Here is a 25,777-nt window from a genome sequence, read left to right as displayed (position 1 = left end):
CCCCGAACCCCACCGCAACCCGACCCCACCACCCCACCAAAACCCCGCAAACACGCGCCAAAACCACCCACCACAACCCCCAAACCACCACCCGCCGTCGCAATAACTTCCTGTGGGCTGCAACACAGGCCGAACTCCGGCAGTTCCGGCTGTGGGTTAAGCAAGAAGGGCCGGCAACCGTGATGGTTGCCGGCCCTTCCCGAGCAGCTGGTATCAGCTTTGCGGGATTACCAGGAAGACTTGGTGATGCCCGGGAGTTCGCCCTTGTGGGCCATGTCGCGGAAGCGGACACGGGAGATGCCGAACTTCTGGAAGGTGCCACGGGGGCGGCCATCGATGATGTCGCGGTTACGCAGACGGATCGGGGACGCGTTGCGGGGCAGCTTCTGCAGGCCCAGGCGGGCTGCTTCGCGTGCTTCGTCGGTTGCGTTTTCGTCAACCAGGGTCTTCTTCAGTTCGAGGCGCTTGGCAGCGTAACGCTCAACGATGACCTTGCGCTGCTCGTTGCGAGCAATCTTGGACTTCTTAGCCATGTTTAGCGCTCCTCTCGGAATTCGACGTGCTGGCGGATCTTGGGGTCGTACTTCTTCAGGACCAGGCGGTCCGGGTCGTTACGACGGTTCTTGCGGGTTACGTAGGTGTAACCCGTGCCCGCAGTCGACTTGAGCTTGATGATCGGACGTACGTCCTTGTCCTTTGCCATTAGAGCTTCACCCCACGAGCCAGGATTTCGGCGACGACTGCGTCGATGCCGCGTACGTCGATGGTCTTGATGCCACGAGCAGAGACCTGCAGTGTGACGTTACGGCGCAGGGACGGAACCCAGTAGCGCTTCTTCTGGATGTTCGGATCGAACCGGCGCTTGTTGCGGCGGTGCGAGTGCGAAATGCTGTGCCCAAAGCCCGGCTCGGCCCCGGTCACTTGGCAGTGTGCTGCCATGACTTCTCCTCAAGAATTGAATGTAATGATCCGCATATCTGCTGCTGGACCATGCTGCTAAGGGCGACCCAAAAATAAAGAAGGGCGAACGGTTAGTCACGCAACTTGAGCCCCTAACTACCGGCCACCCTGGAGAAAATACCGGGCAACCGGAGCAATTGCGCACGCTCCGCGCACTTAGCGCCTACCAAGTCTACGAGTTCGCGCAATTAAAGACCAATCCGGGGGAAATGGGTGTATAAGCGGGCCCGACGGCGGCACCTGCCCGTGCGCCTAAAGCCGGGTCAGCTGGGGGTACTTGGGCGAGAGGTTGTCTCCCGACGATTTGCCTGTGACGCGGCGGACCACCCACGGCCCGGCGTATTCGCGGAACCACTGGGCGTTGGCGCGCAGGGCCTCGGCACCGCGAAGTTCCGGTACCGGGGTCATGGGCGGGATGTCGATGGAGTGGTCATACTTGAGCACCTCCATCACCCGCTTGGCCATATTGGCGTGCCCCGCAGCGGACATGTGCATGCGGTCCTTCGCCCACATGCCCCAGTCGTAGTACTCGCTGAAGCGCCAGTAGTCGACCAGAAGGGCCCCATGATCACCTGCGATGCCGCGGACCAGCTCGTTGTAGATGGCTGTGCGGCCGCGCATCGTGCCGAAGACCTTGGAGCCGCGGGCGTCGAATCCGGTGAACATCAGCACTGTGGCGCCGGTGGCAGCCAGCTTACGGATGCCGTCGTCGTACTCTGCCAGCAGGTCGTCGATGTCGATGCGGGGGCGCAGGATGTCGTTTGCGCCCGCGTAGATGCTCGCCAGGGTGGGTTTGAGCTCGACGGCGGCGTCCACCTGTTCGGCAAGGATCTGCCGGAGCTTCCTGCCGCGGATGGCGAGGTTGGCGTAGCCGAATCCCGGGTCCGCAGCACCAAGCTGCTCTGCCACCCGGTCAGCCCAGCCCCGGACGCCGTTGGGACGGGTGGGATCGTCGTCGCCCACCCCTTCGGTGAAGGAGTCGCCGAGGGCCACGAACCGGGAGGTGAAATCCATAGCGGCTAGTTTGCCATCCGTTGCCGGGAGCAACCAACCGGGCGGGAGCCCCGCGGTCGGGTGACTAGTTTTCGCGGAGGATCCAGTGGTCCGCGTCCAGGCGGCCCACAACTTTTTCGCCGATCCGGGCGAGGTCCAGGACGTCCTGCTCGGTCAGGGCGTCAAGGAAGAGGTCGCGTACCGATTCCACGTGGTCCGGCGCCAGGCCGACGATGGTGGCCATCCCTTCATCGGTGAGGTGGGCGATGGTGACCCGGGCGTCGTGGGGATGCGGCCGGCGCTCCACCCATCCGCGCTTCTGCAGCTTGGTCACCACGTGGGACAGCCGGGACAGGGACGCGCTGCTCCGGGCAGCGAGTTCGCTCATGGGCAGGAACCGCTCGTCCGCCTCGGACAGCATTGCCAGAACGGTGTAGTCGAACAGCGAGAGTTTGCCGGCAGCGTGCAGTTTTGTGTCCAGGGCTGCGGGCAGCAGGGTGTTGATGCTCACCAGGGCCAGCCAGGCACGTCGTTCATCGGGGTTGAGCCACCGCGGTTCGGTCATTCCCATATTCTACGATTGATCTTTCAAGCGAAGCCCCCGGGCCCGGCTGTCCGGGCGCCGGTAGGCTATGGCGCATGTATGTTGTCTCCCTGACCTACCGGGTTCCGCAGGACATCGTCGATTTCCACAATGACGCGCACATCAGCTGGCTGCAGAAAGCATTCGACGACGGCGTCTTCATCGCCGCAGGCCGCAAGGTTCCCCGGACCGGCGGGCTGCTGCTGTCCCGGGCGGACCGCGCCACGCTGGACGCCAGCCTGGCGCAGGACCCGTTCTACACCAATGGCGTGGCCGATTTCGAAGTGGTGGAGTTCCACGCCGGCCGGGTGGCGCCGGGCTTCGAGAACCTGCTGGACACTCCTCCCCCAGCCACCAGCTAAGACGGCTGGGTCGGCTGCCGCGCGGTGCCGCCGTCGAACGACTCCGCCGCCAGCTTCTTCAGCCCGCCTTTCCTGGGACTTTGACCGGTTGGGGCCAGCGCGGGCTCAGTTGGTCCCCCAACGTGACGCCGCGCAACTTGCGTCCGAAAAGCGGCAGGACCCAGTCGTTCACCCAGCGGCGCTGCCGCCGTTCCCATTCCCGCAGCGTGACAGGCGTTGGCGGCTCCCAGTCCATGGGTTTGATCTTGTGCGGCACGCCCAGCTGGTCCAGCACCTGCCCGGCCAGGTACTTGTGTCCGGCCTTTGACATGTGGAGCCGGTCCGAGTCCCACATCCGCCGGTCGTGGAAGGCATCCAGGCACCAGTCAATCCACCAGGACCGCCCCGTACTTGGCGGCTATGTCACGGACGCGTTGGTTGTAGAAGGAATTGCGCTTCCTCAGCGGTTCGAGCAGCGCGGACACCTTGACGTCGAAGCCGGTGAACAGCACAACGGTGGCTCCGGTTCCCGCCAACTGGCGGACGAACTCCTCATAGTCAGCCATCAGCACAGCCATATCTGTCTTGAGGTCAAGGATGTCGTTGCCGCCGGCGTAGAGGGTGACCAGCGTCGGCCGCATCTGCAACGCAGGCTCCAGCTGCTCATCGATGATCTGCCGGAGCCGCTTGCTGCGGATGGCCAGGTTTGCGTACTTCCACCCCGGCTGTGCCTTGGCGAGTTTCTCCGCCACGCGGTCGGCCCAGCCCCGGACCCCGTTGGGCAGCCGCTCGTCCCGGTCCCCCACTCCCTCGGTGAATGAGTCCCCAGGGCAACGAACACCCGCCGCCCGAAGTCAGGAAGCAAAGGTTCACGCACCACAGCGCCAACCTAGCCACCAAAAGAAAAGGAAGTACGACGCCGAAATGAACAGTAAGTGCGAGAGCGTCGGGTTTTACGCCGCCAAACGTGAGCGGGCGGTTGGTGACGTGCGGATAAGCCGTGACTGGCGGCTTGCGTAGGAGCGCATCGCCGACCAGAGCTGAATGAGGCCGCCCGCGGCCGAAGGAAGCGGCGGGAGGTGTCTAAGCGACGGCAAGCCGGCAGTCACGGTGACCCAACCACGCGGATGGGCTTACCCCTCGGCTTTGCCCTGCCTCCAGTACCCCATGAACGCAACCTGCTTCCGGTCGATGCCCACGTCGCGGACGAGGTACCGGCGCATGTCCTTGATGACGGCTGCTTCGCCGGCGATCCACGCGTAGAAGGGCATGGCACCGGCCGGCATGTCCGGGTTCTTGGTGGCGATGATCTCGGACGTTTCCATGCGGGACGGGGTTTCCCAGAGGATGTCCACGTCCACGTTGACGTCCTCGGGCTCGGGTCCGGCGCCGCCGTCCACTTCTTTGATCCCCACCCAGCCGGGTACGGGAACGGCTTTGCGGACTGCTTCCTGCAGCAGTTCTCCGTGCGGCCGGGACCGGCCGATCTGCGCGCCCCTGGCCAGCCAGGTGATTTCGACGTCGGCCGGTGAGGTGAGTTCCAGGAAGTCGCCCGCCTCGGGGACCTCGAGGAAGGCGTGGCCGGTCATGTACTCCGGCAGGCTTTGCAGGATGGCGGAGATGGCCGGGACAGCCGTTTCGTCGCCGGCAAGCAGGATCCGCTGGGCCAGGCCGGGCCGCCATTCGATGCCGGAGTAGATCTCGGCGGTGACGCAGTGCGCGGCGCGGTTGTTCGGGCCGATGATGGTGATGGCGTCGCCCGGCTTGGCGTTGAGGGCCCAGTTGGCAGCCGGACCGCCGTGGCCGTGGTCATCGAAATGCATCACGAAGTCGACGTCGATCTCCGGGTACACGGCGTCCAGCCGGGCCTGCCGGACCGTATAGGTGCGCATCGAACCGCGGACGGCGGGGTCCATCTCCAGCCATTCGCGGTACCACCCTGCCTCGGCCATTTCGAAGACCGGCAGCGGAATCTGCGTGCCGTCTGCGGCGAGGGACGGGATCATGAGCTTGATCCGCAGGTCCAGGGTGCCCCCGTGGACGCCGAAGTCCCGCAGCGAGTAGCCGCCGAACGTGATCCTGCGGAAGTTGGGGCTGAGTTCCTGGACGGATGAGACGGTGACCTCGAACGCCAGGGTCATCGGCTCCGTGTTCATCGGTTTGGTGTTCATCGGCTTGGTGTTCATCGGCTTGGCGGACGCAGCATCTCGGGTCTTCATGAAACAAGCTCCAGTTCGGTGGGGACGTGGTGGCGGCCGATGGGAATGATCAGGGGTGTTCCGGACACGGGTCCGGGATGACGCGGGAGTCGAGGTTAAAGACGCTGCGGACCAGGCTTTCGGTGACCACCTCACGCGGGTTGCCCACGGCCACCACGGCGCCTGCTTTCATGGCGATGACGTTGTCCGCGTAGCGGGCAGCGAGGTTGAGGTCGTGCAGGACGATTGCCACAGTGGTGCCGCGCTTGCGGTTCAGGTCCGTCACCAGGTCCAGGACCTCCACTTGGTGGGCGAGGTCCAGGTAGGTGGTGGGTTCATCCAGCAGCAGGACGTCGGTTTCCTGGGCGAGGGCCATGGCGATCCACACCCGCTGCCGCTGCCCGCCGGAGAGTTCATCCACGTCCCGCTCGGCGAGGGCCAGCGTCTCGGTTGCTTCCAGCGCGCGCTGGACGGCGGCGTCGTCCCCTCCCTCCAGCTGCGGAAGAAGCCCTGGTGCGGGTAGCGGCCGCGGCCCACCAGGTCGCGGACGGTGATGCCGTCCGGAGCAGTGGGGTGCTGCGGCAGGAGGCCCAGGATACGGGCCAGCTCACGGGCGGGCCGGGAGTGGATGTCCTTCCCGTCCAGCGTGACGGCACCGGATGCGGGTTTCAGGAGCCGGGACAGGCCGCGGAGCAGCGTGGACTTCCCGCAGGCATTGGCGCCGACGATCATGGTCACCTTGCCCTCGGGGATTTCGACACTCAGGCCGTCCACCACGCAGCGCTGGTCGTATTTCAGCGTCAGGTCCTTGGCATTGAGAACAGCCACGTCAGGCGTCCTTTCGGTTGGCCGTGACGCAGGAGCCACAGCAGGAAGGGGGCGCCGAGCGCGCCGGTGATGACGCCGACCGGCAGGACGGTGCCGTCCAGCAGCAGCGGGGCAAGGTTGGCGGCGAAGTAGTCGGCCGCGAGGACGATGAGCGCGCCCACCAGGGCCGACGCCGGGAGGCTGGCCTTGCCGGTGAAGCGGCGGGCGATGGGCCCGGCAAGGAAGGCGACGAACGCTACCGGGCCCGCTGCCGCCGTCGCGACGGCCGCGAGGGTGACGGCGATGATCACGAGGGCGAGGCGCGACGCGTTGACGCGGACGCCCAGGCCGGCGGCGGCGTCGTCCCCGAGTTCAAGGATGCGCAGCGGCCCGGCGATGACGGCCACGGCGGGGATGAGGACCACCAGCGCGAAGAACAATACGCCGGCGCGGTCCCAGTTGGCGGAGTTCAGGGAGCCGTTGAGCCAGACCAGGGCGTCGGCGGCGGTGCGGATATCGGCGCGGGTCATCAGGAAGTTGACCACCGCGTGGAGTGCGGCCGCGATGCCCACGCCGGCCAGGACCAGCCGGTTGCCGGCAGCGCTGCCGCGGCTGGTTCCGCGCAGGGCTCCCCCGGCGGAGATTGCGTAGATGAGCCCGGCCACGGCCAGGGCACCGGCCAGGGCCGCCCCGGAGACGACCGCGCCGGACGCGCCGAAGATCACGATGGCGATGACGGCGGCGGCGCTGGCACCGTAGCTGATCCCAATGACGTCGGGGCTGGCCAGCGGATTACGGAGCATTGTCTGGAACAGCGCACCGGCGAGGCCGAACGCGAGCCCGATCATGGTGCCGATGACCGCCCGCGGAAGCTTGTTTTCCATAACGATGAAGCTGGCACCGGGAATCTTCTCGCCGCCCGTCAGGTGCGCGGCCAGGATCCTGAAGAAGTCCGGGATGGTGACGGTGTAGCTGCCGAGCAGGACGTACACCGCAAACAGGATCACGACGCCGGCAGCCAGCACGGCGGTCCGGTTCAGGGACAGGCGGCCGCGGCGTTGCTCCATCACGGGGGCGAGGGTCACAGTCCGGCCCCTTTCCCGCGGCGGATCAGCCAGACGAACACGGGAGCACCCACAAGGGCGGTCATGATGCCTGCGGGAACTTCGCCGGGGAGCAGCACAACCCGGCCGATGATGTCGGCGGCAAGCAACAGCACGGGAGCAGCCACCAGGGAGAACGGCAGGATCCACCGGTAGTCGGGTCCGGTGAGGAACCGGACGGCGTGCGGAACCACCAGGCCAACGAAGGCGATCGGCCCGGCAAGGGCGGTGGCCGTCCCGCAGAGCAGGACGATGCCCAGTGCAGTGACCGCGCGGGTCAGGCCCACGCGCTGGCCGAGTCCCCGGGCAATATCATCGCCGAGGGCAAGGCTGTTGAGGATGCGTCCGGTCAGGAGCACAATGACGGCGCCCACGGCCAGGAAAGGTATCCCGGGAATGACTACGGACCAGTCACGGCCGGCCACGCCGCCCACCTGCCAGAAGCGGAAACGGTCCAGGGTGTCCTGGCTGGAGACCAGGATGACGTTCATCAATGAGTAGAGGCCTGCGCTGAGCGCGGCACCGGCGAGTGCCAGCTTTACGGGCGTGGCACCGTCCCGGCCGAGCGATGCGATGAGGTACACCACGACGGCGGCAACCGCGGCGCCGATGAAGGCGAACCAGATGTAGCCGGAGAAGGTGGCGACCCCGAAGACGTAGATGCCGGTCACCACTGCCAGTGCGGCTCCGGCGTTAACGCCCATAATGCCGGGATCGGCGAGCGGGTTGCGGGCGACGCCCTGCATGGCCGCGCCCGCGAGGCCCAGCGCGCCGCCGGCCAGGAGGCCGAGCACGGTCCGGGGGATCCGGGCGTGGACTACTGCGTGGTCCCCGTTCGCGGGATCAAAGGAGGTCAGCGCCTCCCATACGGTGCCGAGGGGAATGCCCCGGGCGCCAATGGCCAGGGACGCCCCGGCCAGGATCGCCAGCACGACGACGGCGGCCAGCAGCCAGGCGGCCCGCTTTCCTCCAGAGGCGGGGCCGCGGGAGGGACCCTTCGGTCCTTTCACCTGCACCGCGGTGCCGGTGTCCCCTCCCCGGGAGGCCGCCGTCGTCGTACTGTGCGTCACGGAACGGTGCTTACTTCACTGCGTCCGCTGCGCTGGCCAGCTGCGGCAGGAACGTGTCCAGCGACCACGGCAGGCTCAGCGGGGAGGCGGCGGAGATGGACAGCGTCAGCGTGTTGTCCGAATCTGCAACCAGGGCACCGTTCTTGATGGCGGGGATCTGGCTCAGCAGCGGGTCGGCCTTGATGGCGTCCGCGGTGGAGGAATCCGGAACCCAGGTCACGAAAACGTCGGATTCGAGCTCATTTGCCTTCTCGGCAGACCACGGGATGAAGAACTCCTTGGAGTCCTTGGAGTTTTCCTCCACCACGGGGGCAAGCGTCATGCCGATGTCGGAGAGGAAACGGGGGCGGTTGTCGTTGGCCGTGTAGACGTTGACACCGTCACCCTTGGCCGGCTCCAGGTTGCCGTAGATAAAGCTCTTGCCTTCGATCTGCGGGTACTCGGCGACCTTCTCCTTGATGGTGGCCTCAGTGTCGGAGATTAGCTTGGTGGCTTCGGCGTCCTTGCCGAGGGCCTTGCCGATGATGGAGGTGGAGTCCTGCCAGGAGGTGCCGTAGGCCAGTTCCGGGTGGGCAACGACCGGTGCGATCTCGCTGAGCTTCTTGTAGTCCTCTTCGGTCAGGCCCGAGTAGGCGGCCAGGATGACGTCCGGGGTGAGCTTGGCGATCTCGGTGAAGTTGATGCCGTCCGCCTCGGAGTACTGGACCGGGGCCTTGTCTGAGCCGAAGCCGGCGCCGAGCTCCTCGAGGGCTGCGTCCTTCCAGGGGGTGGAGCCCTGCTCGTTGCCGCCCCACTCATTCTTGGGGACACCAACGGGAACAACACCCAGGGCAATGGCGACGTCGTCATTGACCCAGGAGACGGTGGCTACGCGGGTGGGCTGCTTCTCAATGGTGGTTTTGCCGAATGCGTGTTCGATGGTGACCGGGAACTGCGAGCTGCTGGAGCTGGAGGCGCCGGCGTCCGTGGTGGAGGACGCGGGGCCGGTGGAGCAGGCCGAGAGGGTGAGTGCCGCTGCGGCCAGAACAGCCGTCGCCTTGCCGGCTGATTTGAACAGCGTGCGGCGTGTGGCACTAAGGCCTGTGAAGAGGGGGGAAGTCACGGAACTCCTTAAGTGAACGATGCGAACTTAAGTAAGGCTAGCCTACCCTCCACTGCATTACGCAACGTTTACGTGTCTTATTCCCCATCGTGACGAAGGACACAAGGACAGGCGCGTGCCGCTGCCTTGGACAGGGCATGCCTCTTTTGGCAGGATGACACTGCTGGTTCCGCAAGTGGCCAGCCAGCCGGCAGAAGAGACGGGATACACGGAGAAATGTGCACGCGCAGGGCCTTGGGCGCCGCCGCTGCCATGGGAAGCGGGGCGGCCGCTTTGGCCTGCTCCGCGGGGAATGACTGACCCCTTTTTTCCTGACCCACCATCGGGTCCAATCTCTTACGAAAGTACAGCCATGCAATCAGTCACGCCCCAACAGATCCGGGCATCCTTCATCAATGCAAGCCGCTCCGAGGCGGCCAAACTCAACCTGCCCAAGGATTTCGACTCCCTCGACTGGGACAACCTCGAGTTCCTGGGCTGGCGGGACGGGAAGATGCCCCTCCGCGGGTACCTGGTAGTCCCCGGCCCCAAGGGCCTGACCGGCATCATGCTGCGTGCCCCCGAAGGCGGCGCCCGGAAGAACCGTTCAGTCCTCTGCGAGCTCTGCCGGGACGTCTTTTCCAAGGAGGACGTGCTCCTGTGGGTGGCCAGGCGGGCCGGCCAGTCCGGACGCGACGGCAACACCGTAGGCACCCTCATCTGCGCCGACTTCCTGTGCTGCGGAAACGTGCGCAAGGAACCGCCGGCCAACGAGATCAATCCGGACCCTGCCGCCGTCGTCCTTCGCCAGATTGAAGGCCTGAAGGACCGCACCGCCCAGTTCCTGGGTCGGGTGCAGGATCAGCGGTAGGAAAAGCTCATCAGCACTTCTTTGAGGGCCTGTCCTTCTGCGCCGGCGAACCACGCCTTCGCCGCCTCGTCGCCGGCAAAGGGGCCTCCGGTGAATACGACGCCGGCCATCAGGATGCGGTTTCCGCCGATGATGGAAGCGTCAGCAACTTCCCTGCCGTCAGGCGAGAGGGCCGCTCCTGCAGTGAGGGACAACTTGTAATGGAGTTCGCCGTAGATGTTGTCCACATAGAAAGAGGCATGGGTGTCCGCCGGGCCTGACTGCCCCTGCAACCCCGGGACCGGCTCTGAAAAGAACACGGTCCTGGTGAGGGGGCCGGCAACGGCACCGCCCACCTCGCTGTAGAAGATCCTGATCTGTTCGTTTCCGGCGGCGTCATACACGGTGGCATGTTCAACGGAGGGTGATTCCACACCCTGGCTGTGCGCCACCCGCCAGCCGGCCGGATGCGCAAAGGCCAGGCGGCCATCGGGAAAGGTATAGGTCACGGAAGCGGCGGGGGCTGGAGCGGAAGCCGACGACGGAGGCGGGGCGGCCGGCGCAGCTTCCTCTACCGGTGTGGTGGCAGGGGACGTGGTGACGCCGGGCAGGGCCGGTTGCGGGGCGGGGGCCGATTGCGACGCCGGGCCCGTGGCTGTGCCGCCGCTTCCGGGCTCGGCATTGGCCATGCAGCCGGTCAGCGACAGTGCGGCGGAGGCAGTAGCCGCGAGGAAAAAGATCACACGTCGTGCCGAGCGCATGTAAGTGCCTTCCAGTAAAAGGGATGTGGTGCGGAAGCCCGCCCTGGCGGAATGCCAGGACGGGCTTCCCTGACTGCCGGTCAGTGGTAGGAGAAGCTCATGAGCACGGACTTCAGGGCCCGGCCCTCGGCACTCCAGTACCAGGTTTGCGCCGCCTCAGGACCCTCGAACCGTGGTTCATCGAACAGCACATCTGCGGTCAGAATGCGGTCGCCGATTCTGACGAGGCCGTATTGCACCTGCCCGTCGGGCGAGACGGGCGATCCTGGCGTGAGTCCCATCCGGTAAGTAACCACGCCATCGGCGCGATCAATGAAGAACGAAGAACTGGGTGTGGGAACGGAGGCGCCGATCAGCCCTGGCACCGGATCCGTCTCAATGATGTTCCTGCTGACGTTTCCGGCCGTGGCGTCGCCGACCTGGCTGTAGTACACGGCGATCTGCTCCTTGCCGCTGGCATCCAGGACGGTCGCCGTCTCCACGGCGGGGGACGCTGACACCTGCTCGTGCTTCACGCTCCAGCCCGCCGGGTACGCAAATGACAGGCGGCCGTCTGCGAACGTGAAGGCCTCCGGCCCCTGGGGCACGGGAGAGGAGGTGGCGGCGGGAACAATGGACGGCTCCGGGCTGGGCGCGGCCGTTGAGGCGGAGGGCGCCGGGGACGCGCTCCCCGCAGGGGTGCCGGCAGCACAGCCCGCGAGGGACAGCGCCGCCGCAGCGACCGCGGCCAGGAGGAAGGATGCTCGTTGTTGTGGGTGCATCGGAATGCCTTTCAAGATGACGCCATCGTCCTCTTGGGGAACAGTGCGGAACCCCAGATTGTCCGCAGTACCTATGGGATTTACTAAGGCGAGGTGGGTTGGTAGAGCCAAGAGTGGCACATCAAAATCGCAGCCCACCAGAGCCGGAGCAATAAATCCATCAATTTGTTATATATGGTTTCGGATCAGCGGAGGACGATATCCACCGGGTTGGCTTCGGACCGCCAGGCCCCCTCCTCACCAGGCCGGGGCTTGATCACCGGGGCTGTCAGGACGCCGGACCGGTTGGTGCGCCGGTCCCGGAGGATCTCGGTCACCGAGCCCAGGTGCCGGGACAGGTCAATCACGTTTTCCGGGGCAGCCAGCAGCAGCTGGAATCCGAACTCGTGCAGCGCCTTGATGCCGGCACCGGCGAATTCCTCCGAGGCCAGGACGAAGGCCTCATCCATCATCACAGTGCCGTACGTGGTGAACCCCTGTTCGGCGATGCCCAGCTGGTAGCTCAGGGCAGCGGCCATGATGAAGGCGGTGAAGCGCTGCCGCTCACCGCCGGACATGGAGCCCGTGTCCGCATGCATGAAGACGTCGGTCTTCTTGCCGCTGTTTTTCCCGTTTGACGGGGTTCCGGCCACCTCACGGTGCTCCTTGCACTGGATGAACAGGTGTCCACGGACGTCCAGCACCTCGGCCCGCCAGCGCCGGTCCTCCGGCGCCTGCGAACCCAACCGCTTCACCAGCGTCTCCAGCGACTTGTAGCGCGCGGTGAGCTCGTCGTCGTCGTTCTTGTCCCCGCCCGCGGCATCGGGACGGGAAGGCCGGGCGTGGCGGGCCTTGAGCGCGTTCTGGATGGCGTCCTTGAACTGCTTGGCCGTGGGCGGCAGGGTCTGCTTGATGTCCAGTTCCAGGTAGCTGCCCTCGTGGAAGTTCACCTGCGACAGGATGCCGTTGAGGGGCAGGATCCGGCTGGTGATGGAGCGGCGCTCCTCGTCCAGGAGGTGCAGCAGGGTGCTGAAGGACTCGTGCGTGCGCTGGTTGAAGAACTGCCGGAACTCGGCTTCCTGCGCCGGCAGCCCGTCGCTCACAATCGCGTGGTACCGGCTTTCGAATTCACTGGCAGCACCGATGGAAGTGCCGTGGTCGGCGGAGATGGCACTCCCCCAGTCCCGTACGAAGCCCTCGAAGATACGGGTCAGCCGCTCGGCGGTGGCCTGCCCGCGGGACTCGGCCGCATGCAGCTCGCCCAGCAGCGCAGTCCGCACCCGGTTGGCCAGGTTGTCCAGTTCGTGCATTTCGGTCACGTCGCCAAAGTCGGCGAAGTACGGTTCCAGCGCGGCAACCGTGGCGTCCGACGGCGGCGACTGGGCCAGGCGTTCACGCGCGCCTTCCAGCATGGAATCGGCGGCGGTCAGCTGCCGGTCCAGTGCCTTGTACTCACTCTGCAGGACCGCGGCGGCCTCCGTGCTGGACTGGTGCTTCTGGCGTACCTCCTCGATGGTGGCGCGCAGGGGTTCAAGGTCGGCCTGGGCGGCAAGGGCGTCCTTGAGCCGCTGCTCAATGCGCGCCAGCTCATCCGCTGCCACCGCGGCAGACACCTGTTCCCACGGGCGGTCGTCCTCCGCGATGCGGCGCAGGGCGTCAAGCTGCCGGCTCATGCCCTGGTGCGAATCCTCGCGGCTTTGTGCGAGTTCGGCGGCCTTGGCCACTTCCTGCCGGAGATCCTCCACCTGGCCGGCCACGAGTTCCAGCTTGGCGGCGTTGTCGAAGCCCAGGACGTAATCCTGCCGGCTGGTGAAGCGGTCGTCCTTTTCCACGGTGTGGCGGTTTCGCTTGACTACGCCGCCCAGGCTCAGGCCCTTGTCCAGCCCGGCCAGTTCGTCGGGGTCCTCCACGCAGGGGTAGGCGAAGTCGAGGGCGATCCGTTCCCGGATCCATGCCCCTGGTTCAGCAGCCGCACCCGTGGCGAGGATGTCCAGCTTGGTGAGCAGGTCGCCGTCGCGCACGTCCTCCACGGCCAGCGCGCCGCCGGCCAGCGGCTTGGAGACATCCACTGCCCGCAAGGCGCCGCGCACCTTGTTGTCATTCAGGTACCGCGTGACGGCGGCGAAGTGCTCGCCCGGAACCAGCAGCGTGGTGGCCAGGCTGCGGAGCGCGCGTTCGGCCGCCGGCCGCCAGCGCTCCTCCCCCTCAGCCAGGTCCATCAGCTCACCGGCGAACGGCATCCGCTCTTCCGGGATGCCGGTGGCGGCAGCAATCGCGGAACGGTTTTCAATGCTCGACGGCGGCAGCAGGGACTTGCGCGTCTTCAGTGAGACGAGTTCCTGCTCAGCCGCTGCCAGTTCGCGTTTCTTCGTCGCGTGGGCGTCGAAGGCCTCGAACCGCAGCTCCTGCAGGGCCTGCGAATCGTCCTTCAGCTCGGCAGACCGTGCCGCCGCCTGCTCATGCGCCTGCTCCCAGCCCCCGGCCGTCCACTCAAGCCGCAACCCGGCGTCGGCGAGCGCCTGCTGGGCCGATTCCTCCACCTGCTGGCGGAGCTTCAACCCCACCCGGGCGTTTTCCAGCGACTGCTCGATGGCGGAAATCGCGTTGCCGCCCTGGCTGTTGTAGTCGGTCTCCAGCTGGCGCAGTTCCTTGGCCAGGCCGTCCCGGACGGCGCGCTCGGCCCCAAGCTCCTTGGCCTTCGCCTGGGCCAGCTCCTTGAACCGGACCAGCGTCTTCTCGTGGACCGTGACGGCCAGCCGCTGCCGGTACGCCTCGAACTCCTCGCCGGCAAGCTCCCGCAGCCGGTTCGCGTCCAGGAGCGACTGCGCATACTCACGGTTCAGCCCTGGAACGGGAGCCAGCTGGTCGCGCTGCTGCCGTACGTCCTCCAGCCGCTGCCGGATGGACATCAGGTTGCTGAACTCCTCCACCACGTCGTCCGCGGCGGCAAGGGTGGCGGGCGCATCCAGCACCTGGTCGCGGAAGAACGTGTTGACGCTGCCGCCCAGTCCCTTGCCCGCCTGGATGACGCGCAGGAGCGGAAGCGCCTGGTCCGAGTTGATGCCCAGCAGGCGGCGGAAGCGCTCGGCGAAAGCCTTGTGCACGTCGAAAACCTGGGCGTGCGGGAACGTCGACTCAAGCACAGCCTTGGTGAACCGCTTGTCGGCGATGCCCTCCACGGCCTCCAGGTCCAGGGGCGTGCTGTCGATCAGGTAGAACCGGCCCACGCTGGATTCCGTGCCGTTCTTCGGCAGGTCGAACAGCGCCGAGACCGTCACCCTGGTGCCGGCCGCGTTGTCGAACGTCAGCGCGACGGCGGACCAGGTGGCACCCGGGCGCTGGAACGCACTCGCCGATCCCTCGCCCACGGCCTTGTCACCCACCTTGCCGCGCATGTAGGTGAAGGTGGTCCGCTTGTCCTCCACGGCCCCGCCCGAACGCTGCGCCGCCGCTTCGTTGGACCGCGGCCGGGCATCGAACACCCGGAGCATGGCATCGAACAGCGTCGACTTGCCCACGCCGGAGTTGCCGGTGAGCAGCGTGCCGTCCCGGTCCACGTGCATGGTGTGCGCCCCGTGGAAGGTTCCCCAGTTGACCACCTGCACCAGCGCAAGCCGCATCTGGCCCGGGTTGGTCACCTCGCCCATCGGAAGCATGCTGGCGATACTCACTGTGCTGACTCCGCTTCGTCTTCCTCGGTTTCGACGGGCTCAACCACCGGATCGGCGTCGAGGTCGAGGAGGGGTTCTGTTCCTGACTGGTCTGCTGATGCTGCCACCAGGGCTTCGATGTGGGCCGGGATGTCGCCGATGTTTTCGAACGGGAGGGCCAGGGGCAGGGCGTTGGAGATGGTGTAGACATCATCCAGGCCCGTGGGAAGCAGGAGCTGGCGGGCCAGGAGCTTGGTGACGGCGCGGGTGACGACGTCAGAGTCGCGCAGGGCGTCCTGCTGGCCGGCGGGCTGGTAGTGGGCCACCAGGTCGGCGATCTCCTCGCGGGTGATGGTGGGATCCGTCTGGGCCGTGACGTGTCGGTCCAGCAGCAGGCGCAGCCGGAGCAGCACGATGGTCTCCACCCGGCTGAGTGCGCGTTGTTGCCGCAGGATGCTGGAGCGGGCGCCGCCGCCGATCACCTCCGGATCCACCGGGCGCAGGACCGCGATCTTGCGCTCATGGTCCAGCTGCATGGCCAGGAACAGCTCGGAAAGCCTGCTCCGCAGGATCACCTGGTTGTCCAGCAGCACCGTCCACAGCTTCTCGTCCCGGCCGCCGTCGATGTACGGGCCCTTCAGGAGCTTCACCAGCGCCTGCCGCACCTTCATGGACAGCACGCCGGTGTCCCCGGGGAACAGGGCAGCACCGTCAACGAACGTGTCGCGCGGAGTGACTGCTCCGGTGATTGAGCCAGTCGAAATCGGGGCTTCCCTGTTTCGACGGGCTCAACCACCGGCGTCGTGATTTCTTCAGTCATTTGAATCCTTTGCGAGCGTGACCATGGGCAGGTAGGCCCTGCGCGTGGTGCCGTCTATCTGTTCGAAATCCAGGCCATCCCAGGCCCCGCGGTTGAAGTCGGCCCCGGCGTGCAGGGCTTCCGACAGGAGGGCACGGATGCTGTTGATGTGCTGCTCCTCGGGCGGCAGGTTCTGCCACGCCTCCGCGAGGGTTTCGGCACCTGCCATTGCCAAGCGGATGGCCTGGGGTTTGGCCTTGCCCGTCCGCACGGAGCGCACCCTGTCCGAGTCGCTGAAGGCGATGGGGTCCGCGAGTTTTGGCGGGGCGGCGAACTCGTCGGGGTCGAAGAGTTTCACCATGGAGAGGGACTCGAAGCCCGCGTTGTAGAGCACGGGTCCCGGCACCAGCCCCGGGCGGTCGCGCTCATAAGGCAGGGCGCGGATGGCCTGCTCGGCCTCGCGCAGGACCTGGCGGAGGCGGAGGGATTGGCGGAAGTCGTCGCTCTGGATGTAAGTGTTGAGGCTTTCGCTGAGCTTGCCGTAGATGCGCTGGATCTGGCTGTGCTGCTGGCGCAGTTCAGCCACCAGGTTCTTCAGGGTTTCGCGGTCCTCGGCGGAAAGCTCGTCCGCGAACTGCCGGCTCAGCACCTCGCCGATGGCGGAGCGGAACCGCAGTTGCTGCTGGGGATCCTCAAGGAAGGCCGTGAACGAGCGGAAGGTCCTGCCCTCCGGGCTCTGGCGGAGCCGCTTGTCCGCCTCCAGCACCTGGGCCATGGTGGCGCCCTTGGTCAGGGATTCCTCGATGATCTGGTTGCGCAGCTCACCCACCAGCTCCTCGATCCGGTCACGCATCTTCTTGTAGTCCGCCGGCAGGCTCGCGGCGAGGTCAAGGATGTTGCCGGCGGCCTCCACCGCTTCGTCATCGTCCAGCAGCCCGTCGAACTCGCCGCTGCTGATGTCCTGGATCAGCTGCTGGCGTTCCTCGATCTCCTCTTCCAGGGATTCGAGGCGCGCGCTCTGGTCCGGGTTTGTCTCGTTGGCGAGCTTTTCCACGTCCCCCAGGAGGGTGCCCAGGCGGGAGCCGTTGAGGGTTGAGCGTTCGCTGGACAGGCTGTCCAGGAAGGCGAGGACGCGGGCGGCAGGCTCGGTCACCTCGTACACGATCTGGCCTGACTGGTTCCGTCGGGTCAGGAACTGGCGGCGCGTCCACTCATCGCCGAAGGATTTGCCGTTGGCTCCGCCGCCCAGCCCGGGATCCTGCCGGCGCAGCTCTTCAAGGAAGGAGTCGACGTCGGCGTGGAACTCCTCAAGCGGAGCCTGCGGACGGGTGCGGGTGAAGGATGCCTGCAGCACCGCGATCACCCAGGGCGCCGAGCGCGTCAGGGCCCAGGCGGGCCCTTTGGTGAGGAGTTCGAGGTCCCGGAGCCGGGCGCTGATGGCGTCAGCTGATGACCTGGCGGAGCGGGGCACACACTCTCCTTGGGCTGTTTACGGGGCGGGGGCGGCGGCTTGGAACGGAAAACTGCCAGCTACAAGGTTAACCCAGCAGCCGCGACCGCTCCGTGACCTACTGCGCCGTAGGATTTCGATCCCATATCAACAGCTGTTTCCGGACGCCGGGGCTCTGGCCCCCCGCGAAGAAGTACCCCTACGCTTCTGCTACTGATCTTCGCCACCGCAACGCCGCAGCAGGGGGATTCATGCAGTTCGACCTAAGCACACTGGAAACCGGCACTCTTGTCTTTATCGGAACGCTGGTCTTTGCGCTCATCCTGGCAGCCTTCGTCCTTGCCGCAGGGCTGGCAGCGCTGGTGCTGCTGGGCGTGGGCAAGCTGGCATGGGTGGTGGTTGTGAACTCGCTCCTGGCGGTGGTCCATGGCATCAACGCGGGCTGGGACCGGCTGGTGCACCACGCCTCCACAGTGGACGTTGCCGGCGAACTCCAGGCCCAGTCCACCCCTAGCACCGGAACCTACCCGCGGGTAATATTGAGAGACAGCTAAAGGGTTCTCCAACCCGGCGGATCCATGGCTTCACCGGCCATTCCGGCCAAGGAGATAACCCATGACCTCCGCCACTGAGTCCCCGTCCACAGACGCCCCTGCCGAGGAAACTCCCGTACCGGCCGGCCATATCGGAGCCGGCGCCACGTCAGCGGACGCCCGGGCCGTCGCAGAGGCCGCCCGGCAGACAGACTGGGACCGCCCCAGCTTCGCCAAGGGCCTGTATTTGGGCAGCTTCGACCTCAGCCTGGTCCATCCGTGGCCCACCCCGGACCCCCGGGATGTGGAGCGGGGCGAAGCGTTCATGGCCCGCCTCACTGAATATGCGCGGACCATGGACGGCCGCATTATTGAGCGCGAGGCGAAGATCCCGGACGAATACATCCGGGGCCTGGCCGATCTCGGCGTCTTCGGCATGAAGATCCCGGAGGAGTACGGCGGGCTGGGATTGTCCCTGGTCTACTACGGACGCGCACTCGCCCTGCTGGGCAGCGTGCATCCCAGCCTCGGCGCCCTGCTCTCGGCGCACCAGTCGATCGGCGTTCCCGAACCGGTCAAGGTGTTCGGCAGCCCGGAGCAGAAACGGGAGTACCTGCCGCGCTGCGCGGCCGGAGCCATCACCGCGTTCCTCCTCACCGAACCGGATGTGGGCAGCGACCCCGCCCGGATGGGCAGCACCGCGACGCCAACGGACGACGGCGAGGCGTACCTCCTGGACGGCGTGAAGCTTTGGACTACCAACGGGGTGATCGCCGAGCTGGTGGTGGTGATGGCGGTAGTTCCGGCCTACACGGCCGCCGACGGAACAGGCACAAGGGCGGGATCAGCGCCTTCGTGGTGGACATGGACTCGCCCGGCATCACGGTGGAAAACCGGAACGCCTTCATGGGCCTGCGCGGGATCGAAAACGGGGTCACCCGGTTCCACCAGGTCCGCGTACCCGCGGCCAACCGGCTGGGACGCGAAGGCCAGGGCCTGAAGATCGCGCTGACCACCCTTAATACAGGGCGGCTCTCCATCCCCGCGCTCTGTGTGGCGTCGGGGCGCTGGAGCCTGAAGATCGCCCGCGAATGGTCCAACGCCCGCACCCAGTGGGGCCGGCCGGTGGGTGAACATGAGGCCGTGGGCAAGAAGATCGCCTTCATCGCCGCCTCCGCGTTCGCTTTGGATGCCGTCTTTGAACTCTCCGCCGAGCTCGCCGACGCCGGCCAGAAGGACGTGCGGATCGAAGCCGCGCTGGCCAAGCTGTGGGCAACCGAGATCAGTTGCCGGATCGCCGACGAACTGGTCCAGGTCCGCGGCGGGCGCGGCTTCGAGACGGCGGAATCACTGGCGGCACGCGGTGAACGGGCAGTGCCGGCGGAGCAGCAGCTGCGGGACCTGCGCATCAACAGGATCTTCGAAGGATCTTCCGAGATCATGCGCCTGCTGATCGCACGGGAAGCGGTGGATGCGCACCTGGCCGCAGCGGGTGACCTCGCGTCCCTGGACGCGAGCCTGTCGGACAAAGCGAAGGCCGCCGTCGGCGCGTCAGGCTTCTACGCCAAGTGGCTGCCCAAGCTCGTGGCCGGGGCCGGCATGGACCCGCGGTCCTACGGGGAGTTCGGAAGGCTGGCCAAACAGTTGCGCTTCGTGGAGCGCTCGTCCCGCCGCCTGGCCCGGCAGACCTTTTACGGCATGGGCCGCTGGCAGGCCAAAATGGAGCGGAAACAGGCCTTCCTCGGCCGCGTGGTGGATATCGGTGCCGAGCTGTTCGCCATTACTGCCTGCTGCGTCCGCGCCGAGATGCTCCTGCACACTGCCCCGGAACGGGCCGCGAGCGCCTATGAGCTCGCCGAAGCGTACTGCGAGCAGGCGCGGGTGCGCGTGGAGGAATACTTCGACCAGCTGTGGCGTAACACGGACGACGCCGACCGGGGACTCACGCGCAAGGTCCTCGCCGGTGACTACACATGGCTGGAGGAAGGCGTCCTGGACCAGTCCGAAGGGACCGGTCCGTGGATCGCCGACGCCTCTCCAGGCCCCTCCAAGAAGGACAATCTGCACCGCCGGTACCGGTAAAACCGCAGGTCACAAAATAGTAAGCACGCTTGCTACTGGCTCGGCTGGGTGGTTGAGTTGAGCCATGAGCAGCTCAACTGACCCAGAGAACCTGCCTCCGCGGCGCGCCCGGGAGGACGACACCCCGAGCGGGAGCTACCGCACCGCAGACGCGGACAGCCAGAGCACCCGCTCCTTCGACCAGGTACCGGCAACGGACACCACGCCGGCCTCCGCATATTCGGAGCGGCCGGCAGCCTATGCCGAACGGGACTACACTCCCGCCGCAGCCCCGGCCGTGGACCCGAACCTCACCGACCGGCAGACCGCAGTGGCGCGGGAAAAGGAACAGTTCGGCGGGATCAAGGTGGGCTCGGCGTTCTTCGGCTGGCTCACCGCCACCGGCATGGCTGTCCTGCTGACCGCCCTGGTGGCAGCCGCGGGAACGGCAGTGGGCCTTGCCAGCAACACTGATGTCAACGAGGCAGTGAACCAGGCGGCGCAAAACCAGGGCACGGTTGGACTGGTGGGCATTATCGTCCTGCTGGTGATCCTCTTCCTGTCCTACTACTGCGGCGGCTACGTGGCCGGGCGCATGGCCCGCTTCAACGGCGCCAAGCAGGGACTCATGGTCTGGATCTGGGCACTGATCGCGGCGATCATCATCGCTGTCCTGGGGATGGTGGCCGGGCAGCAGTTCAATGTCCTGGCCAACCTCAACAGCTTCCCGCGCATCCCCGTCAACGAGGGCCAGCTGACAACCACCAGCATCATCGCCGCCGTCGTGGTTGCGGCCGTCGCCCTGGTGGGTGCGGTCCTGGGCGGACTCGCCGGCATGAGGTTCCACCGCAAAGTGGACCGGGCCGGGTTCACTCCGGACAGCGACTACGACGACGAGTAAGCCGGTGGGACAGCCGTGGCTTCACCAGCACACCCGCATCCGTCAGGCGCGGACGTCCCCGTCCACGTAGTACCACCGGCCGTCCTCCCGGACGAACCTGCTGACCTCGTGCAGGACTCCGCGCACGCCGTCGTGCCGGTAGTGGGCCTTGAACTCAACCGTCCCCGCGCTGTCGAACGGACCGCCTCCGCTGGTGGACAGGATGTCCAGGCGGCGCCAGCCCATCCCGCGATCCAGTTCCAGGGTGGCAGGGGCCGTGTCCGGATGCCAGGTGCGCAGCAGGTAGTCCGCGTCCAGGCGCACAAACGCGCTGTAGCGGGACCGCATGAGCTGCTCCGCGGTGGCGGCCTCCGCCGCGCCGGAGTGGAAGCGCCCGCAGCACTGCGCGTACGGCTCCCCGGACAGGCACACGCAGTTTTCCTGCCCCGCACTTTTTGTCATACCGGGATGCTGTCATATCCGATAACAGCTTTGCTACAACAGCCGGACCGCCGCCTCCACCGGCGGCACGGGACAGCAAAAATCCGTATGGTGGAGAAGGTGCCATGGCCCGGGCACAGTGGCAGAGGCGTGTGTTCCGCTGCCTGCAGAAAGGAGAGGTGACGTGGAAAATCCGGATACGCTCGTCCTCAACCTGACCTTCCTGGGCACCGTGGGCGTTGCCTTCCTGATGTTCTTCATCCTCTTCCTCCTGGGCGTCATCACCCTGGTGCTCGCAGGCGTGGGACGGCTGGCCGCCATTATCCTGATGGGCCTGTTCGGCTGGCGTCCGCGGAAGGAATCCATACCGCTTGTCCAGCTCTACGGCACCCGGGTGGAGGACCGGAAGGACACCGTCGACGGCGGTGCTGCCGCGGCACCGGCATCCGGCCCGGCACGCCCGGGGCTGCTTGCCCGCGCCTTCGGGAAACCCGCTGCCGGGCAGACCGGCGGGAGTCGGCCGCGCGATTGGCGCGCCGCGTTGAAGCCCGCACACCTTAGAACGGCGCTGCGCACCGCCGTCGACCATCACCCTGCGCTGACCGCCGCGCGGCGCGAACCGCCCGTCCTGGCCGAGGACTGGGCCTCCGCCGTTGCCGAGGCCGACGCCCGCGCCATTGCGCGGGCACGGGCAGCCGCGCCCGAGATCAAACTCTCCGTGCGGGACCTGCCGGATCCCCGGGTGCCGGCCGAGAAGTGGCCGAGGTGGCCCCGCTGGTGGAGTCCGCCCTGCACAACCACCAGCCCCTGCACGAGGTTCCGAGGTCCTTCAAGAAACCTCCGCACCCGCCAACCCTTGCGCCGCTGGACACCGGGTCGCTTGTGTCCCTGGCCGGCCCGCCGCACATGCTGAAGGAAACATCGCCCGCCGGCGAACAGGGAGATGGGAAGAAGCCCTTACCCTGAGCAACCATCTGGGCTAGCGTGAAACGCATGGAATTCAGATACCTCGGAAACAGCGGTTTCAAAGTCTCGGAAATCACGTTCGGCAACTGGCTCACCCACGGCTCCCAGGTGGAGAACGACGTCGCCACCCAGTGCGTGCGGGCGGCCCTGGACGCCGGAATCAGCACCTTCGACACGGCCGATGTCTATGCCAATACCGCGGCGGAGACTGTCCTGGGCGAGGCGCTGAAGGGCGAGCGCCGTGAATCGCTGGAGATCTTCACCAAGGTCTACGGACCCGCCGGCCCCAAGGGCAAGAACGATCTTGGCCTGTCCCGCAAGCACATCATGGAATCCATCAACGGCTCGCTGCGCAGGCTGCAGACAGACTACGTGGACCTCTACCAGGCCCACCGCTACGACTTCGAAACGCCGCTGGAAGAAACCATGCAGGCGTTCGCGGACATCGTCCGCCAGGGCAAGGCCCTGTACATCGGGGTCAGCGAGTGGACGGCAGATCAGCTGCGCGAAGGCCACGCCCTCTCCAAAGAGCTCGGCTTCCAGCTCATTTCCAACCAGCCGCAGTACTCCATGCTGTGGCGGGTCATCGAGGCCGAGGTAGTGCCGGCATCGGAGGAACTGGGCGTGTCCCAGATCGTTTGGTCTCCCATGGCCCAGGGCGTCCTCAGCGGCAAGTACCTTCCCGGCCAGCCCGCCCCTGAGGGCAGCCGCGCGACGGATGACAAGGGCGGGGCCAAAATGATCGAGCGCTGGATGCGCGACGACGTCCTGTCCGGCGTGCAGGACCTCAAGCCGATCGCGGAGGAAGCCGGCCTCTCCATGCCGCAGCTGGCCGTCGCCTGGGTGCTGCAGAACCCCAACGTGGCATCGGCCATCGTGGGCGCCAGCCGTCCGGAGCAGATCGCGGACAGCGTGGCGGCGGCCGGGGTGACGCTGGAGCCGGAGGTCCTGAAGAGGATTGACGACGCCATCGGTTCGCTGGCTGAACGCGACCCGGCAAAGACCCAGTCCCCGCCCAAGCGGGAAGCGTAACCGGTGGCTTCCGCTGCCGCGCTGCCGGACCTGGCGGTCACGGGTTCCACCGGGGGGCTGGGCGGGATGGTGGCGCGGCAGCTGGCCGACGCCGGATTCGCCCAGCGCCTGCTGGTGCGCGACACCAAGCGGGCACCCGCGCTGGGGGATACCTTTCCCCTGGCCTGCTCCTACGCGGACTCCGGGGCGGCGCGGTCCGCCCTCGAAGGGGTCAAGACCCTGTTCATGGTGTCCGCCGCGGAGAACGCGGAACGGGTGCAGGAGCACTATGCCTTTGTGGACGCCGCTGCCGCAGCCGGAGTGGAGCACGTGGTGTACACGTCCCTCTTCGGGGCGGCCCCGGACGCGGCCTTTACGCTGGCGCGGGACCACTACGCCACCGAGGAGCGCATCAAGGCGTCCGGGATGGCTTACACCTTCCTGCGGGACAACCTCTACCTGGATGTCCTGCCGCTGCTCGCCGGCACGCGCGGGGTCATCCAGGGGCCCGCCGGCAGCGGCACCTTTGCCGGCGTGGCCCGCGAGGACATCGCCCGCTGCGCCGTTGCGGTGCTCCGGGATCCGGCAATCCACAAGGGCAAGACCTACAACCTGACGGGCCCGGAGGAACTGTCCCTGGCACGGGCTGCCGAGGTCCTGACGCAGGGTACCGGCCGGACCGTCACGTACCAGCCGGAGACGGTGGACGAGGCCTATGCATCCCGCGCCTCCTATAACGCGCCGCAGTGGCAGCTGGACGCCTGGGTGAGCACCTACACCTCCATCGCCCGCGGGGAGATGGCCGAGTCTCCCGGATGTGCATGGGCTGACGGGGCAGGACCCGATCAGCCTGGCGGAGTTCCTCACCCGTCCGGTCCTGTAGTTCCGGGCTCCCGGGAAGAGGCGTTGACGTGCCGGCGGTGCGGGCGTAGACCTGTGGCATGACCCAGACGTCCCGGCACGAGCAGTCCACCGGAGCCAGTGAAGCATCCGCCCAGCCGGGGGCCGGCCCCACCACCGGCCCCCTGACCCGGGAAGAGCTGCAGCTGTCAGCCCGGAACCATTCCATGCCGCTGGAGGCACTGCGCAGGGATGTCACGCCGCCCGGCCTTCACTACGTCCTCACGCACTTCGACATCCCGGACCTGGACGCCGGTTCCTGGCACCTGAGAATCAGCGGTGCTGTGGAGCGCGCACTGGAACTGAGCATGGCAGCGCTCCGGAAGGACCCCGCCATCACTGTGCCCGTGACGCTGGAGTGCGCCGGCAACGGCCGTTCCCTCCTCTCACCCCGGCCCATGAGCCAGCCCTGGATCCAGGAAGGGGTAGGCACCGCGCACTGGACCGGCGTTCCGCTCGCCTACCTCCTGGGCAAGGCGGGTGTTCACCAGAACGCCGTGGAGGTGGTCTTCACCGGTGCCGATGCCGGGGTGCAGGGCGGCGTCCCCCACCACTACGCGCGGAGCCTGCCGATCCGTGAAGCGCTGCGTGCCGACGTCGTACTCGCATACACAATGAACGGCGCCGAGCTGCCGCCCCAGCACGGCTACCCCCTCCGCCTGGTGGTCCCGGGCTGGTACGGCATGGCCAGCGTGAAGTGGCTTGAGTCCATCGAGGTGGTCACTGCTCCCTTCACCGGATACCAGCAGCAGGTGGCGTACCGCTACCAGGAGACCGCGGACGACGCCGGCACTCCGGTTTCACGGATCAGGGTGCGTTCGCTGATGGTTCCGCCGGGGGTCCCCGACTTCTTCACCCGGAACCGCATCCTGGCCCCGGGCCCGGTGCTGCTGCAGGGCCGTGCCTGGTCCGGAGAGGGTGCGGTGACGGGCGTGGAGGTGGGGATCGACGGTACGTGGCTGCCCGCCCAGCTGGACAAGCCGGCCGGCGGGTTCGCGTGGCGGAAGTGGACGCTGCCCTGGGTGGCGGACCCGGGCGTGCACATCCTGTCCTGCCGTGCCACGGATGCCACCGGAGCCACCCAGCCCCTGGAGCAGAACTGGAACTACCAGGGGATGGGCAACAACATGGTGCAGCAGGTCAGCGTGACGGTGGAATGACGCTGCACTGATTGCCGGCGCGCCCGGGGCTATACTCGGTGCCAGCCATGACCAGCCTTCCTTCCTCCCCCGCCAGCGTCCGTATCGATGCGTGGTTGTGGGCGATCCGCGCCTATAAGACCCGTTCCGCCGCCACCGCAGCCTGCCGGGCGGGGCACGTCCGGTTGAACGGCAGCCCGGCCAAAGCCTCTGCCACCCTGGTGACCGGCGATACCGTGACAGTCAGGATGCCGGGCTATGAACGCACCCTCGAAGTGCGGCGGCTCATTGCCAAGCGTGTGGGGGCGGAAGCGGCGTCCCACTGCTTTACTGACCACACCCCTCCCCGGCCGATCGCGCCGGCGCTCGGGCTGCCGCAGCGGGACAGGGGGACCGGGCGGCCCACCAAGAAGGACCGCCGCGAAATGGAGCGGCTCCGCGGGCAGGCCTGAATCCAGCG

At 66.9% G+C, this 25,777-nt stretch carries 21 protein-coding genes and 6 pseudogenes; 10 read left to right on the top strand and 17 right to left on the bottom strand.

What is annotated here, in order from left to right:
- Positions 1–227: 227 nt before the first annotated feature.
- The 5 genes from rpsN to ACPEE0_RS21605 all read right to left on the bottom strand — a co-directional run bounded on the left by rpsN (position 228) and on the right by ACPEE0_RS21605 (position 2,518).
- Positions 228–533 carry a 30S ribosomal protein S14 gene (rpsN, locus tag ACPEE0_RS21625; RefSeq protein ID WP_009358853.1) on the bottom strand — a complete coding sequence of 102 codons (306 nt, stop codon included), beginning with the start codon at positions 531–533 and terminating at the stop codon, positions 228–230.
- Between the two features lie 2 nt (positions 534–535).
- The gene (gene rpmG, locus ACPEE0_RS21620; RefSeq protein WP_003798558.1) at positions 536–703 is read right to left on the bottom strand and encodes a 50S ribosomal protein L33; all 168 of its coding nucleotides are present in this window, start codon (positions 701–703) and stop codon (positions 536–538) included.
- Positions 703–939: a 50S ribosomal protein L28 gene (gene rpmB, locus ACPEE0_RS21615; RefSeq protein WP_009358852.1), complete on the bottom strand. Its 237-nt coding sequence runs from the start codon at positions 937–939 to the stop codon at positions 703–705. Before rpmB ends, rpmG begins: the two co-directional genes overlap by 1 nt.
- Positions 940–1,212: 273 nt before the next feature.
- Positions 1,213–1,974, bottom strand: coding sequence for an SGNH/GDSL hydrolase family protein (locus ACPEE0_RS21610; RefSeq protein ID WP_009358851.1), 762 nt, complete (start codon positions 1,972–1,974; stop codon positions 1,213–1,215).
- Between the two features lie 64 nt (positions 1,975–2,038).
- On the bottom strand, positions 2,039–2,518 hold the full coding sequence (locus tag ACPEE0_RS21605; protein ID WP_009358850.1) for a MarR family winged helix-turn-helix transcriptional regulator: 480 nt from the start codon (positions 2,516–2,518) through the stop codon (positions 2,039–2,041).
- Positions 2,519–2,592: 74 nt separating this feature from the next.
- Between ACPEE0_RS21605 and ACPEE0_RS21600 the strand changes: the two genes are divergently transcribed.
- Positions 2,593–2,898 carry a YciI family protein gene (locus ACPEE0_RS21600; protein ID WP_009358849.1) on the top strand — a complete coding sequence of 102 codons (306 nt, stop codon included), beginning with the start codon at positions 2,593–2,595 and terminating at the stop codon, positions 2,896–2,898.
- Here ACPEE0_RS21600 and ACPEE0_RS21595 read toward each other — a convergent pair.
- The 6 genes and pseudogenes from ACPEE0_RS21595 to ACPEE0_RS21570 form a co-directional block, all read right to left on the bottom strand.
- A pseudogene (locus ACPEE0_RS21595) lies at positions 2,895–3,757 on the bottom strand (SGNH/GDSL hydrolase family protein). The gene ACPEE0_RS21600 and the pseudogene ACPEE0_RS21595 overlap by 4 nt on opposite strands.
- Before the next feature lie 253 nt (positions 3,758–4,010).
- A complete protein-coding gene (locus ACPEE0_RS21590) occupies positions 4,011–5,048 on the bottom strand; it encodes a siderophore-interacting protein (RefSeq protein WP_407710477.1) in 1,038 nt (345 codons plus the stop codon).
- 44 nt (positions 5,049–5,092) lie between these two features.
- A pseudogene (locus ACPEE0_RS21585) lies at positions 5,093–5,903 on the bottom strand (ABC transporter ATP-binding protein).
- Position 5,904: 1 nt separating this feature from the next.
- Positions 5,905–6,949 (bottom strand): annotated as a pseudogene (locus ACPEE0_RS21580) (FecCD family ABC transporter permease).
- Positions 6,950–6,963: 14 nt separating this feature from the next.
- A complete protein-coding gene (locus tag ACPEE0_RS21575) occupies positions 6,964–8,001 on the bottom strand; it encodes a FecCD family ABC transporter permease (RefSeq protein WP_235046970.1) in 1,038 nt (345 codons plus the stop codon).
- 64 nt (positions 8,002–8,065) lie between these two features.
- On the bottom strand, positions 8,066–9,157 hold the full coding sequence (locus ACPEE0_RS21570) for an iron-siderophore ABC transporter substrate-binding protein (protein ID WP_009358843.1): 1,092 nt from the start codon (positions 9,155–9,157) through the stop codon (positions 8,066–8,068).
- Between the two features lie 352 nt (positions 9,158–9,509).
- Here ACPEE0_RS21570 and ACPEE0_RS21565 point away from each other — a divergent pair, with 352 nt between their 5' ends.
- Entirely contained in the window at positions 9,510–10,007 is a 498-nt protein-coding gene (locus ACPEE0_RS21565) for an FBP domain-containing protein (protein ID WP_009358842.1), read from the top strand.
- Here the strand turns inward: ACPEE0_RS21565 and ACPEE0_RS21560 are convergent.
- The 5 genes and pseudogenes from ACPEE0_RS21560 to ACPEE0_RS21540 all read right to left on the bottom strand — a co-directional run bounded on the left by ACPEE0_RS21560 (position 9,998) and on the right by ACPEE0_RS21540 (position 17,407).
- The gene (locus tag ACPEE0_RS21560; protein WP_035753383.1) at positions 9,998–10,747 is read right to left on the bottom strand and encodes a hypothetical protein; all 750 of its coding nucleotides are present in this window, start codon (positions 10,745–10,747) and stop codon (positions 9,998–10,000) included. The genes ACPEE0_RS21565 and ACPEE0_RS21560 overlap by 10 nt on opposite strands.
- Before the next feature lie 80 nt (positions 10,748–10,827).
- Positions 10,828–11,508 carry a hypothetical protein gene (locus ACPEE0_RS21555; protein WP_354176224.1) on the bottom strand — a complete coding sequence of 227 codons (681 nt, stop codon included), beginning with the start codon at positions 11,506–11,508 and terminating at the stop codon, positions 10,828–10,830.
- Between the two features lie 185 nt (positions 11,509–11,693).
- Positions 11,694–15,158: an ATP-binding protein gene (locus ACPEE0_RS21550; RefSeq protein ID WP_009358840.1), complete on the bottom strand. Its 3,465-nt coding sequence runs from the start codon at positions 15,156–15,158 to the stop codon at positions 11,694–11,696.
- Positions 15,155–15,957, bottom strand: a pseudogene (locus ACPEE0_RS21545) (DUF4194 domain-containing protein). The gene ACPEE0_RS21550 and the pseudogene ACPEE0_RS21545 overlap by 4 nt, the downstream one beginning before the upstream one ends.
- Entirely contained in the window at positions 15,950–17,407 is a 1,458-nt protein-coding gene (locus tag ACPEE0_RS21540) for a DUF3375 family protein (RefSeq protein ID WP_009358838.1), read from the bottom strand. Before ACPEE0_RS21540 ends, ACPEE0_RS21545 begins: the two are co-directional and overlap by 8 nt.
- Before the next feature lie 230 nt (positions 17,408–17,637).
- On the opposite strand from ACPEE0_RS21540, the gene ACPEE0_RS21535 reads away from it, so the two are divergent.
- The 3 genes and pseudogenes from ACPEE0_RS21535 to ACPEE0_RS21525 all read left to right on the top strand — a co-directional run bounded on the left by ACPEE0_RS21535 (position 17,638) and on the right by ACPEE0_RS21525 (position 20,881).
- The gene (locus ACPEE0_RS21535; protein WP_009358837.1) at positions 17,638–17,940 is read left to right on the top strand and encodes a hypothetical protein; all 303 of its coding nucleotides are present in this window, start codon (positions 17,638–17,640) and stop codon (positions 17,938–17,940) included.
- A 61-nt stretch (positions 17,941–18,001) separates the two neighbouring features.
- Positions 18,002–20,001: pseudogene (locus tag ACPEE0_RS21530) on the top strand (acyl-CoA dehydrogenase family protein).
- Positions 20,002–20,065: 64 nt separating this feature from the next.
- Positions 20,066–20,881, top strand: coding sequence for a TIGR04086 family membrane protein (locus tag ACPEE0_RS21525; RefSeq protein WP_009358835.1), 816 nt, complete (start codon positions 20,066–20,068; stop codon positions 20,879–20,881).
- Positions 20,882–20,923: 42 nt separating this feature from the next.
- Here the strand turns inward: ACPEE0_RS21525 and ACPEE0_RS21520 are convergent, their stop codons facing one another.
- Positions 20,924–21,322 (bottom strand): YchJ family protein, encoded by a 399-nt coding sequence (locus ACPEE0_RS21520; protein ID WP_035753380.1) that lies wholly within the window; start codon positions 21,320–21,322, stop codon positions 20,924–20,926.
- 163 nt (positions 21,323–21,485) lie between these two features.
- Between ACPEE0_RS21520 and ACPEE0_RS21515 the strand changes: the two genes are divergently transcribed.
- From ACPEE0_RS21515 to ACPEE0_RS21495, 5 genes and pseudogenes are all read left to right on the top strand, one after another.
- Positions 21,486–22,214, top strand: coding sequence for a hypothetical protein (locus ACPEE0_RS21515; RefSeq protein ID WP_424575210.1), 729 nt, complete (start codon positions 21,486–21,488; stop codon positions 22,212–22,214).
- Positions 22,215–22,294: 80 nt separating this feature from the next.
- Positions 22,295–23,299 (top strand): aldo/keto reductase family protein, encoded by a 1,005-nt coding sequence (locus ACPEE0_RS21510; protein ID WP_424575209.1) that lies wholly within the window; start codon positions 22,295–22,297, stop codon positions 23,297–23,299.
- A 66-nt stretch (positions 23,300–23,365) separates the two neighbouring features.
- Positions 23,366–24,161, top strand: a pseudogene (locus tag ACPEE0_RS21505) (NmrA family NAD(P)-binding protein).
- Positions 24,162–24,219: 58 nt separating this feature from the next.
- A complete protein-coding gene (locus ACPEE0_RS21500; RefSeq protein ID WP_009358831.1) occupies positions 24,220–25,338 on the top strand; it encodes a sulfite oxidase in 1,119 nt (372 codons plus the stop codon).
- Positions 25,339–25,385: 47 nt separating this feature from the next.
- The gene (locus ACPEE0_RS21495) at positions 25,386–25,769 is read left to right on the top strand and encodes an RNA-binding S4 domain-containing protein (protein WP_009358830.1); all 384 of its coding nucleotides are present in this window, start codon (positions 25,386–25,388) and stop codon (positions 25,767–25,769) included.
- Positions 25,770–25,777 lie beyond the last annotated feature (8 nt).

Source organism: Arthrobacter sp. SD76 (genome assembly GCF_049726125.1).
GTDB classification, from domain to species: Bacteria; Actinomycetota; Actinomycetes; order Actinomycetales; family Micrococcaceae; genus Arthrobacter; species Arthrobacter nitrophenolicus.
This window is presented reverse-complemented; position numbering and strand designations above follow the sequence as displayed.